The following is an 11,509-nucleotide window of genomic DNA, read 5'->3' as shown; positions in this document are numbered from 1 at the left end:
GGGCTTTCTGGAGAGAAAGGTCTCTGGGATCCCGCCGGCCGGTTACACCGGCCTTTCGCGGGCGGGGCCCGCTCGCACAAGGCCCCACCATTGCACCGCGTCTCCGATACGGACCACCGCTCTGCTACACTATGCGCCCCCGAATTCCCCCGACCACGGAGCCCTTCATGGTTATCGCTATGGCCCTTCCCCTCGCCCTGCATTTGCTCGCCGCCGTCGTCTGGGTGGGCGGCATGTTCTACGCCTATCTGGCCATGCGCCCGGCGGTGGTGCAGGTGATCGACCCGGCCCGGCGCCCGGCGCTGTGGGCGGCCACCCTGGAGCGGTTCTTCCGCTGGGTGTGGGCGGCGGTGGTGCTGTTGCTGGCCACCGGCTTCGGCATGGTGTTCGGCGTCTACAAGGGCATGGCCAATGTGGAGTGGCACATCCACGCCATGATCGGCCTGGGCATTCTGATGATGCTGCTGTTCGCCCACGTTTACTTCGCGCCGTTCCGCCGCCTGAAGCAGGCCGTGGCCGATAACGACGCCAGCGAAGGCGCGCGCCGCGTCGGTCAGATCCGCAAGCTGGTGGGCATCAATCTGATTCTCGGCCTGATCGTGGTGGTGATCGCCTCCGGCGGGCGGTACCTCTAACCGTGAGCGCGCAGAACGGCGGCGGATCCGGCAAGGCCGACCTGCTGCTGGTGGCGGTGACGCTGCTGGCCGGCGTCAGCTGGATTTTCTCCAAGGAGGCGGTGCTGTTGATGCCGCCGCTGTTGTTCATGGCGCTGCGGTTTCTGCTCGCCGGCCTGGTGCTGGCGCTGGTGGGCTGGCGGCAACTGCTGCGCCTGAGCGCCGATCAGTACCAGCGCAGTGCCAGGGTCGGGCTGGTGTTCGGCCTGGCGATGAGCTTCTGGATCATGGGCCTGCACTTCGGCACCCATGTGGGCGAAGGCGCCTTCCTGACCAGTCTGGGCGTGGTGCTGGTGCCGGTGATGGCGCGGCTGGTGTTCAAGGAAAAGCCGCCGGCCAGCACCTGGGTGGCGCTGCCGGTGGCCGCCGCCGGGCTGGCGCTGCTGTCCCTGCGCGGTGGCCTGCACGCGGAACCCGGGCAGCTGTTCTTCGTCGCCGCGGCCTGCATTTTCGCGCTCTATTTCACCCTCAACACCCGCGCCGCCAACAGCGCCACCATCACCGGCGCCGCCGGCCAGGTGACCACCCGCGACCGGGTGCCGGCGCTGGCGCTGACCACGGTGGTGCTGTTCACGGTGAGTCTGGTGACCGGCACCGGCTCGCTGATTCTGGAAGACTGGCCCGCCGCGTTCGGCGCCTTCACCCCGGTGATGGCCGGCTGGGTGATCGCCAGCGCCACGGTGGGCACCGCCGCGCGCTTCTTCGTGCAGACCTACGCCCAGAGCCTGTCGGTGCACAGCCACGGCGTGGTGATCATGGTGCTGGAGCCGATGTGGACGGCGCTGTTCGCGGCGCTGTGGTTCGGCGAGACCATGACCGCGGTGCAGGTGGGCGGCTGCTTTCTGATCTTCCTGTCCCTGGTGGTCAACCGCTGGGCCAGCGTGCGCCGGGTGCTCAAGCAGTGGCTGACGTAGGCCGCGCGGTGACGCTTGCGCGCCGGCCGGCACCGGCCTAGCATCATGACGTTTCCCACAGCGACCACGCCCATGACCGCTCCACGCCCGCCCTTCCGCCGCGCCTTCCCGTTCTGGGCGCTGCTGCTATGGCTGGCGGTGGGCCTGTCGGTGTGGCCGGCCCAGGCGCTCACCGCGCCGGCGCCCTCTTCGCCGGCACTGGTGGACGACGGCGGCCTGTTCGGGCAGGCCCTGCCCCGCGACGCCGGCGGCCAGTGGCAGCGCCGTGACAGCGGCGACGATCCGGGCTGGGATTGGGAACCGACCCAGGCCCCGCTCGCCACCCTGGCGCTGACGCTTCCAGGCACCGCCGGCCCGCCCCGGGCGGTGGCCGTGCCGGCGCCGGCGCCGCGCTTTCCCCGTTACCAAAACAGCGCCCCACGGGCGCCCCCTCTCTAACCGGTTATCGGCCTGAGCCCGCCCGCTTCGGGCGGTTTACAACCGTTTAGAGACACCCGCTATGAACCGATTCTGGATCCGGGCCGTGACCTACGGCCTGGTGATCGTGCTGGGCCTGGGCGCCGCCCTGCCCAGCCTGTTGCCACCGGCCTGGCTGAGCGCCCTGCCGGCGGCCTATCAGTCGCACAGCCTGACCCTGGGGCTCGACCTGCAGGGCGGCTCGCACCTGCTGCTGAAAGTGGACACCGATGATCTGACGCGCGGCAAAAGCGGCCGTGAAAAAGCCGAAATCCGCGACGACGCGGTGGCGCGCAGCCTGGAGGTAGTGCGCCGCCGCTTGAACGAAACCGGCGTGGTGGAGCCGCTGATCGTGCGCCAGGGGGATGACGGTATCGTCGTGCAACTGCCCGGCGTCACCGACCCGGAGCGCATCAAAACGCTGCTGGGACGCACCGCCAAACTCAGCTTCCACCTGCTCGCCGAACCGGGCACCCCGGCCCGCCGGCTGCCGGCCAGCGAGGGCGACCGTGTTTACCCGCTTAAACCCCTGCCGTTGCTGGACGGGGGCAACCTGGAGGACGCCCGGCTCGGCTTCGAGCCGCGCACCGGCCAGCCGGTGGTGAATTTCCAGCTGGACGACGAGGGCGCCCGAAAATTCGCCGAGATCACCACCCACCATGTGGGCGACCCGTTCGCCGTGGTGCTGGACGGCAAGGTGATCACCGCGCCGGTGATCCGCTCGCCGATCACCGCCGGGCGCGGCCAGATCAGCGGCGGCTTCGACGCCCGCGAGGCCGGCGACCTGGCCCTGCTGCTGCGCGCCGGCGCTTTGCCGACGCCGCTCGAAGTGGTCGAGCAACGCACCGTGGGGCCGGATCTGGGTGGCGACCAGATTCGCATGGGGGTGGCCACCGGCCTGATCGGCGCCGCCCTGGTGCTGGCGTTCATGGTGCTCGCCTACCGGCGCTGGGGGCTGATCGCCAACACCGCCCTGGTGATCAACCTGGGTCTGGTGATCGGCCTGCTGGCGTCGCTGGGCGCCACCCTGACGCTGCCGGGCATCGCCGGGCTGATTCTCAGCGTCGGCATGGCGGTGGACGCCAACATCCTGATCAACGAACGCATCCGTGAAGAGGCCCGTCGCGGCCGCAGCGGCCAGGGCGCCTTGCGCGCCGGCTTCCAGCGCGCCTACGCCACCATTCTGGACTCCAATATCACCACCCTGATCGCCGTGGGCCTGCTGTTCCAGTTCGGCGCCGGCCCGGTGCGCGGCTTCGCCGTGACCATGGCGGTGGGCCTGGTGGTGTCGCTGTTCACGTCGATCTCGGTGACCCGCCTGCTGATGGAGTGGCGGCTGCGCGGCCGGACCCGGGGCACGCTCACGTTGCCCGGCCCGGACTGGCTGGGCGCGGAGCGCCGGCGCCGGCCGATCCGCTTTATGGCGGTGCGCGGCCGGGGCATCGTGCTGTCCCTGGTGTTGTCGGTGGCGTCCCTGGGCGCCCTCGCCTGGCCGGGGCTCAACACCGGCATCGACTTCCAGGGCGGCGTGGCCATGGAGGTGCACACGCCGGCCACCATCGACACCCTGCGCAGCGGGCTGGCCGCCTCGGGTTTGGAAGGCAGCCTGCAGCGCTTCGGTGACGACGGCCAGTATCTGCTGCGCCTGCCCGCCGGCGCCGACAGCGACGCCCGCATCGAGGCCGCCAAGGCGGCGCTCAGCGCGGTGTCGCCGGAGGCCGGCTTCCCGCGCCTGGACGTGGTCGGCCCCAGCGTCAGCGGCGGCTTTGTGGAGACCAGTATTCTCGCGGTGCTGCTGGCCGGCGCCGGCATGCTGGTGTATCTGCGTCTGCGCTTCGCGCCGCACTTCGCCTGGGCGGCGCTGATCACCCTGGGGCTGGACCTGAGCAAGACGCTGGGCTTTTTGGTGCTCACCGGCCTGGAGTTCAATCTCACCACGGTGGCGGCGCTGCTGACGCTGATCGGCTATTCGGTGAATGACAAGGTGGTGGTGTTCGACCGCATGCGCGAGAACCGGGCGCTGGACCCGGAGCGGCCGCTGGAAGACATCATCGACCTGAGCCTGACCCAGACCCTGCGGCGCACGCTGTTTACGTCGCTGACCACCTTCCTGGCGATCCTGCCCATGGGGCTGGCCGGTGGCCCGGCGGTGGCCAGCTTCGCGCTGCCGGTGCTGTTCGGGATCGTGGTGGGGACCAGTTCGTCGATGTTCATCGCCGCGCCGATGGCGATGTTTTTAGAGCGGTGGTTCTCTCCAGAGGGGCCCGCTGCTCGTGAACCCGCCTCTCTGGAGAGTGGGAGCGGTTATTTATGACTCTTGAGGAGGGCTTCGACCTTGTCGATGTACTTCTGCATGGCGTCGTCGGCGCTCATGCCTTTGAGCTTGGCCCAGGCGTCGTACTTGGCCCGGCCCACCATATCCAGCATGCCGGGGCGCTTGCCGGACACGTCGCCGGCGCTGCCCTGCTTGTAGTGGGCGTAGAGGAACAGAAGGTCGTCGTTATCCGGCTTTTTGGACAGCGTTTTAACGTCCTTCTGGGCCTGTTCAAACTGGGCTTTATCGGCCATTATTCTCACCTGTTAGTTGGCTATTGATTCTTAGGGAGCCGCTCAAGGGCTCCACGGGCCGCGATCCGTCGGGGGGCGACGCGGCCCGCTGTTTTACTTTGAACAACAGCGCGGGACAGCGCAACAATAAAGGGGACCCCGATGACGAGTTCCACCACTTCCAAGTCCGCGTCACAGTTGGACGCCCGCCAGGAGCGGGATCTCAAGCAGGCGGTCCAGACCCTGTGGGTGCGCTTTCCCGGTTCCCTGGAAGACCGTTACCGCGACTACGCCGAGCGCCGCGCGGCCAAGCTGATCCAGCGCTCGCTGTATATTCTGATCGTCCTGTTCCTGATCGTATCGGTGCCGGTGTCGTTGCTGTCGGACGAGCACAACCGGGATCTGTGGATGGCCTACGGCGTCTACCCGATCGCGATTTCCCTGGCGCTGCTGTTCGTGGCGGTGAAGGTGGACGCGCTGGCGGACTGGGTGACCACCCTGATCGGGCTGGCGTTGATGACCTCCCTGGCCGGCACGCTGCTGGGGGCGCTGCATCTGGCCGGCACCTTCCTCGGCCAGGTGGCCGCCTTCGAAACCATCTATGTGCTGATCATCGGCTTTTCGATTCTGCGCCTGCCTCCCACGCGCACGCTGTTCTGGTGCCTGGGCTCGCTGGTGGTGGCCCTGGCCGTGGCGCTGCTGCAACGCTGGGACGTGGACCCGGTATCGCTGATGCTGTTCTACGGCTTTCCGCTGGTGGTGTGCGCGCTTAACGGCTACATGCTGGACGCCAGCGCGCGCGGCTCCTACGCCAACAATCTGCTGCTCGGCCGCGAGTCGGCGCGGCTGCGCCAGTGGCGCGACAACGCCGACCGGGAAGCGCTGCGGCAACGCACGCTGAATGAATTCATGGCGCACATCGCCGGCAACCCCCGGGTGGAAGTGCTGATGGATCAGGCTCTGACCTTCATGCTGGAGCGCACCGAGGCGATCGCCGGCGCCGCCTACCGGCTGGACGACGACCGCTTGCGCCAGGAAGCGGCGCGCGGCCTCAACCAGCAGGCCCGGGAGCGCGACAACGTGCCCGTGGACGGCCTGCTCGGCGGCGCGCTGGAGCGCGGCCCCGGCGTCACCGTGCGGCACAATGTGCCGGCCGGCTACCTGGATCTGGAGATCGCCCACGGCGCGGTGCGGCCCGGCGAGCTGCTGTTTCTGCCGATCTGGCAGGGCGACCAGGCGCTGGGCGTGATCGAGCTGGCGGCGCTGGAACCGTTCGACGACCACACCCGCACGCTGCTGGAATCGCTGGCGTCACCGCTGGCCTACGCGCTGATGGCGGCCGTCGGCCGTGAGGAGTATATCCGCCGCCACCGGCAGGAAGCCGGCTAGACGATCTTTGTCGGCCGGTTACTGGCGCAGCCGGCGCAGCGGCCCGGACAACCGCTCCGGATGGGCCGGCTGAACGTCGTCGAGCATGGCGTAGATGGCGTCCATGTCCGTCTGCTGATCGCCGCTCGGCCAGAACGCATCGAGGATACGGGCCTGCTTGCGCCGGTAGCAGAAGGTCACCACGATGATCGGCAATTCCAGGTCCACGGCGATCCGGTGAAAGCCGGTTTTCCACTGCTCCGCCCCGGTGCGGGTGCCCTCCGGCGTGATCCCCAGCCAGAACGGCTGGCCGCCGGTCATCAGGTTCTTGGTGTCTTCCACCAGACCCCGTGAGCGGGCGCGGTCCACCGGGATCCCGCCCAGCGCCCGCAGCAGCCAGCCCGCCGGCCCCCGGAACAGGGTGTGCTTGGCCATGAACCGAATATCCAGCCGCAGCCCCTGGATCGCGCTGACGCCCACCAGACCGTCGTAATTGGAGGTGTGCGGCGCGGCGATCATCACCGCCCGGGGCACGTTCGGCAGCTCGCCCACCACCTTCCAGCCGATCAGGCGCAACACCGCGCGGCCCAGCGCCGCCACCAGCCAGTGGCCACGGCGCGGCACCGACGCGCCGATGGCGTCCGGGGTCAGCGGCCGCAGATCGGTACTCATTAGCCGAACACCACCACGGTCTGGCGGCTCAGCGCCACCGGCCGGCCGCGATCATCCCACACGGTGGCCTGGCACTGGCCATAGCCGTCGGCGAACGAGTCGGTGATCACCTGGTACTGCCAGAAGTCCACCGGCTCCAGCTCACGGGGGTCCTCCAGCAATTCCATGGTCCAGGTCAGCGAGCTGGCCGGGGCCGGCTTGCTGAGCATCGGCAGCACACCGGCGGGCCAGGTGTCCACCAGGCACGCCAGGGTGGCCGCGTCCTGGGTCTGGCCGGGCTCGTCAAAACGCATATAGCCGTGGAAATCCGGCTCCTTGGCGCCGGAGAAGATCATATTGCCGCCGGCAATGCGCATGTCGAAAAAGCGCAGAAAGGTGGGCGACCGGCCCTCCATGTAGGGCAACTTGAAGCAGTCCTGCGGCGCCTTCCAGCGCGGCGCTTCCGGGCCCGGCACGCGGATGCTGGACTCGCGGCCGTGGCCCAGGCTGCCCAGCAGGGTGGCCACCACCTGACCCTCCTGGCGGGCCATCACCTGCACCTGGGTGACCGATTTGCCGGCGCGCAGCGTGGTCGCTTCCAGGTCCACCGGCCCCGGCACCATGGGCGCCACGAACGAGATGGTGAAGCTGCGCAACGGCGGCGCGTCGGCGCCCAGATGGGCGTCCATATGACGAATCAGAATGGCGCCCACCAGGCCACCGAACGTGGCTCTGCCCTGCCCCCAGCCCTCGGGAACCGTCATCCGGTTCCCGGCGGCGGCATCAATAATGGAATCAAATTTCATAATGCGCTCCCACCGAAAGCGGCTATTGATAGCAGAGCCGGGCGCCCAAGGAAAGGACCGAAACGCTCAGCCGCCTCCGCGCGCCTTGGTCCGTCCCGTGGCCGGCGCCGCCAGCGGGTCTTCCGGCCAGGGGTGTTTCGGGTAGCGGCCACGCAGCTCCTTGCGCACCTGCCCGTAGCCGTTGCGCCAGAAGCCGGCCAGATCGGCGGTGATCGCCGCCGGTCGGCCCGCCGGCGTCAGCAGTTCGGCGGTCAGCGGCAGGCGCCCCTCGGCCAGCGCCGGCAGGCTCTCCATGCCGAAGCACTCCTGCAGTTTCACCGCCAGACGGGGCCCGCCCTCGGCCTCGTAGTTGATGGTCACCGCCCGCCCGGACGCCACGGTGGCCCGCTCCGGCAACCGCCGTGTCAGCTCGCCGGCCTGGCCCGGCCCCAGCCGCAGTTTGAGGGCGTCGAGCAGCGGCAGGTTTTTCAGATCCCGCAGGGCGCGGCGGCCGGCCAGAAACGGCAGCAGCCAGGTTTCCAGCTCGGCCAGCAGGGTGTCGTCGTCCATGGCCGGCCAGTGTTCCGGCTCAAGCCGGTGCAGCCAGGCCGCCCGCGCCCGCCACTGACGGGTGGCCTCGGTCCAGGGCAGCACCCGCAGGCCCTGCTGGCGTACACCGTCCAGCAGCCCCTGCTCCACCTGCGCCGGCGAGGGCGACGGCAGCGGCTGGCTCTCCACGGCAATGGCGCCCACTCCGTAGCGGCGCTCCGCCCGCACCTTCTGCAATTTGTCGTCCCAGGCCACCTGGTCCCGCCACTCGGCGTGCCGGGCCAGCAGCGCCGGCACCTCCGGCGGCCCCAGTGCCCAGGCCAGCCGGATCACGGCATCGCGGGGCCGGCCGTCGGTGTCCAGCACCACCAGCCATTCCCGCCCGGCCAGGGGCGAGCCCGGCGGCAGCCGGGCACCGCTGCCGTCGGCCAGCAGGTAACGGTCTTCCTCACCGTCCCGGCGCCGTGCGATCCGATCGGGGAAGGTGTCGGCGAGCAGCGGGCCCAGCGCGCCGTCCGGCGCCGAACCGTCCTTACGGTCGCCGTTCAGCCGGGACAACGCCCGCTGAAGCAGCGGCCAGTCGCCGGGGCGCGCGGTGAAACGGCGCAGCCGCTCGGCCAAGTCCACCTGGCGGTCCAGGCCCGGCATCCGCTCGCTGAGCAGCACCGCCACCCGGGCGGCGCTGGCGGCCAGGCCCGCGTCGCGGCCGCGCACCACCAGCGCGGCCAGTTCCGGCGCCAGCGGCAAATCATTAAGGCGCCGCCCCAGGTCGGTGATCGCGTCCTGCCCGTCCAGGGCGCCCAGCGCGCGCAGCCGCTGCACCGCCGCCCGCCACGGCCCCGCCGGCGGCGGGCCCAGCCAGAATAATTGATCGGGGTCGCGGCACCCCCAGCGCGCCAGATCCAGCACCAGGCTTTCCAGCCCGGTCTGGTGGATCTCCGGCTCGATATGCCGGGCCAGCACCTCTTCCCGCGCCCACAGCCGCACGCAGCGGCCCGGGCCCAGCCGGCCGGCGCGGCCGGCGCGCTGGTCGGCGTTGGCCTGGCTGATACGGCGCGTCACCAGACGGCTGCGGTGGCGGCGCGGGTCATAGCTGGGGCGCCGCTCCAGACCGCTGTCCACCACCACGGTGACGCCTTCGATGGTGACACTGGTCTCCGCCACATTGGTGGCCAGCACCACCCTCGGCCCGGACGGCGCTTCCAGCACCGCCGCCTGGGCGTCGCCGGCCAGGCGCCCGTGCAGCACCTGCACCGGCATCGACACCGACAACCGCTCGCGCAGCCGCTCGATCTCGCCCACCCCGGGCAGGAACACCAGCACCGTGCCCTCCCCGGCCAGAGCCTCCACCTGGCGGGCGCAGTGATCCCAGACATCCTGATCGCGGCCCGGCGGCGCATGGCTCACCTCCACCGGGAACACCCGCCCCTCACTGCGCACCGTGGGCAGGGCCAACCCTTCGGCCAGCGGGCCCACGTCCAGCGTCGCCGACATCACCAGCAAACGCAGGTCCTCGCGCAGCGCCTGACGGACCTCCTGCACCAGGGCCAGACCCAGGTCCGCCTGCAGGGAACGCTCGTGGAATTCATCGAACAGAACCGCCGCGTAGCCCTCCAGCGCCGGGTCGTTACTCAGCATGCGGGTGAGCACGCCCTCGGTGACCACCTCGATGCGCGTCGACGCGCTCACCCGGGTGTCCAGCCGGGTGCGGTAGCCCACGGTGTGCCCCACCGGTTCACCGAGCTGCCGCGCCATGAACCCGGCCACCGCCCGGGCCGCCACCCGGCGCGGCTCCAGCACCAGAATCCGGTCGTCGCCGCGCCAGGGCGCGTCCAGCAGCGCCAGCGGCACGCGGGTGGACTTACCGGCGCCGGGCGGCGCCTCCAGCACGGCGCCGCCCTGCTCTTCCAGACAACGGCACAGCTCCGGCAGCACGGCGTCCACCGGCAGAGCAAAATATCGGGGGTCAGTCATGGCGGTATCTTATCGGAAATGGCGTTCCGGGCGGGGTTTTCTCCAGCTGGGGGCGCGGGTCTGTGTTCTGCCCTTCCGGGAACGCTGTGAATACGTCCCTGTACGCTCCCTGTCGAACGTCCTGTTCTCCAGGGTCCCGGAAGGGCAGAACACAGACCCGCTCCTGGGCAAATTCCGGCGCCACGGGCCTTAGCTGGCGCAGAACCTTTCTGGGAGTGGGGTTGTGGCAGCCAGCTTTTGGGGGCTTGCCTTGTGGGAGCGGGCCTTGCCCGCGAAAGGGAGCGAAGCTCCCGGCAGGATGCCAGAGACCTTTCTAACGGCAGCAGAAAACAGCGTCTCTGGAATCCTGCCGGGTGGCTAAAGCCACCCTTTCGCTTGCAAGGCAAGCTCCCACAAAACTCACGCTTCGTAGAATGTTCCGGTGCCAGCGATGACCCGGAGTGTCAGAAGCTATCCCCGGAGCGGGTCTGTGTTATTGCCCTTCCGGGACCCTGGAGGACAGGACGTCCGACAGGGAGCCTACAGGGACGTACTCGCGGCGTTCCCGGAAGGGCAATAACACAGACCCGCGCCCCCGGCTGGAGAGAACTTTCCCGTAGCCTCGGGAGGTGCGTTTATTGTCTATCCGCCGGACCATCAAAAAGCAGCGGTACCGCTTCCTGATCTCTGTCCTCGCCGAACCGGTAGCAGTCGTCGAGCGCCAGAACGTAGTACTCCAGGCCCCGCTGGGCGGCGGCGAAGGCGCGCTGGCGGGCGGGTTGGTCCGTGGCCAGGCGCTTGACCAGCTCCATGGCCTCGTGGGGGTGGGCGTCGTCGTAGCTGGCGTGGGCGCGCAGCCAGGCCATGGTGTGGCGGTTGATGTTGGCGCTGCCTTGCTCGGCGTAGTGCTTCATGCCGCTGACCACACGCTGGCTCCATTCGCCGGTGGCCCATTCGATGGCCAGGTTGGTGGCGGCGATGCTCTCTTCCAGGGTGCCCTGGTGGCCGGTGGCCCACAGGAACTGGTTGACCGCGTCCATGGCCGCCGGTGGACGGGTGCATTCCAGGCGTTCGGTGTCGAGGCCGAAGCCGGCGGCCCAGTCCTGGTACCAGTAGGCGTGGCGCTGCTCGATCTTGATGTTGCCGATCAGCCAGTTTTTGGTCTCTTCGTGGCCGGGGTACAGGCCGGGCCGGGTTTTCGCCAGGGCCAGGCCCATGTATTTGGGGAAATTCTCCACCAGCGGGTAGAAGTGCAGCAGCGCGTCGCGGAAGCGGCCCAGGGAGAGCGAGCCGTCGCCCATTTCCACGAACAGGGGATGGCGGGCGACGCGGTCCTTGAGCGGCACCAGGGCGTCCCAGAACCGTTGTGCCCAGGGGGCGTGTTCGGTGAGCGTCAGCGCTTGCTTGTAGCGGGCCACGGCCATGCTGTTCTCCTTGTTATTCAGCGTGCCAGCCAAGAGCCTACTGCGCTCTCCGTGGCGATGCCAGCGACGCCAGCGACGCCAGCACGGCGCGGCGACGGCGCCGCAGGGCGGCCAGGTCGGCGGCGCCGGGGGCGCCCTGGTCCCGGTAGGCGAGATGCTCGAACAGGCGGCGCCAGTGCCCGGCGGCC

Annotated in this window: 10 protein-coding genes; 5 read left to right on the top strand and 5 right to left on the bottom strand. The window is 69.5% G+C overall.

The annotated features are described in order from the left end of the window. Positions 1 to 179: 179 nt before the first annotated feature. The 4 genes from ISO4_RS16170 (at position 180) to secD (ending at position 4,358) form a co-directional block, all read left to right on the top strand. Positions 180 to 635 carry a CopD family protein gene (locus ISO4_RS16170; protein ID WP_194856897.1) on the top strand — a complete coding sequence of 152 codons (456 nt, stop codon included), beginning with the start codon at positions 180 to 182 and terminating at the stop codon, positions 633 to 635. Positions 636 to 637: 2 nt separating this feature from the next. Continuing rightward, entirely contained in the window at positions 638 to 1,588 is a 951-nt protein-coding gene (locus tag ISO4_RS16165) for a DMT family transporter (RefSeq protein ID WP_323745401.1), read from the top strand. 72 nt (positions 1,589 to 1,660) lie between these two features. Beyond that, a complete protein-coding gene (locus ISO4_RS16160) occupies positions 1,661 to 2,026 on the top strand; it encodes a hypothetical protein (RefSeq protein ID WP_194856896.1) in 366 nt (121 codons plus the stop codon). 61 nt (positions 2,027 to 2,087) lie between these two features. Further along, entirely contained in the window at positions 2,088 to 4,358 is a 2,271-nt protein-coding gene (gene secD, locus ISO4_RS16155) for a protein translocase subunit SecD (RefSeq protein ID WP_194856895.1), read from the top strand. On the opposite strand, the gene ISO4_RS16150 is transcribed toward secD, so the two are convergent. Continuing rightward, the gene (locus ISO4_RS16150) at positions 4,349 to 4,612 is read right to left on the bottom strand and encodes an acyl-CoA-binding protein (RefSeq protein WP_194856894.1); all 264 of its coding nucleotides are present in this window, start codon (positions 4,610 to 4,612) and stop codon (positions 4,349 to 4,351) included. The two genes, secD and ISO4_RS16150, sit on opposite strands and share 10 nt — an antisense overlap. 141 nt (positions 4,613 to 4,753) lie before the next feature. On the opposite strand from ISO4_RS16150, the gene ISO4_RS16145 reads away from it, so the two are divergent. Then, entirely contained in the window at positions 4,754 to 5,980 is a 1,227-nt protein-coding gene (locus tag ISO4_RS16145) for a GAF domain-containing protein (RefSeq protein ID WP_194856893.1), read from the top strand. Positions 5,981 to 5,998: 18 nt separating this feature from the next. Here the strand turns inward: ISO4_RS16145 and ISO4_RS16140 are convergent, their stop codons facing one another. From ISO4_RS16140 to ISO4_RS16125, 4 genes are all read right to left on the bottom strand, one after another. After that, the gene (locus ISO4_RS16140) at positions 5,999 to 6,631 is read right to left on the bottom strand and encodes a 1-acyl-sn-glycerol-3-phosphate acyltransferase (protein WP_194856892.1); all 633 of its coding nucleotides are present in this window, start codon (positions 6,629 to 6,631) and stop codon (positions 5,999 to 6,001) included. Continuing rightward, positions 6,631 to 7,416 (bottom strand): thioesterase family protein, encoded by a 786-nt coding sequence (locus ISO4_RS16135; RefSeq protein WP_194856891.1) that lies wholly within the window; start codon positions 7,414 to 7,416, stop codon positions 6,631 to 6,633. The genes ISO4_RS16140 and ISO4_RS16135 overlap by 1 nt, the downstream gene beginning before the upstream one ends. A 66-nt stretch (positions 7,417 to 7,482) precedes the next feature. After that, entirely contained in the window at positions 7,483 to 9,918 is a 2,436-nt protein-coding gene (gene hrpB / locus ISO4_RS16130) for an ATP-dependent helicase HrpB (RefSeq protein ID WP_194856890.1), read from the bottom strand. Between the two features lie 614 nt (positions 9,919 to 10,532). Further along, positions 10,533 to 11,321, bottom strand: a complete 789-nt coding sequence (locus tag ISO4_RS16125; RefSeq protein WP_194856889.1) for a TenA family transcriptional regulator — start codon at positions 11,319 to 11,321, stop codon at positions 10,533 to 10,535. Positions 11,322 to 11,509 lie beyond the last annotated feature (188 nt).

The sequence above is a fragment of the Alloalcanivorax venustensis ISO4 genome, from assembly GCF_015356855.1.
In the GTDB taxonomy this organism is placed as follows: Bacteria; Pseudomonadota; Gammaproteobacteria; order Pseudomonadales; family Alcanivoracaceae; genus Alloalcanivorax; species Alloalcanivorax venustensis.
Note: the sequence above shows the minus strand (reverse complement) of the source record. Positions and strands in the feature narration are given on the sequence as shown.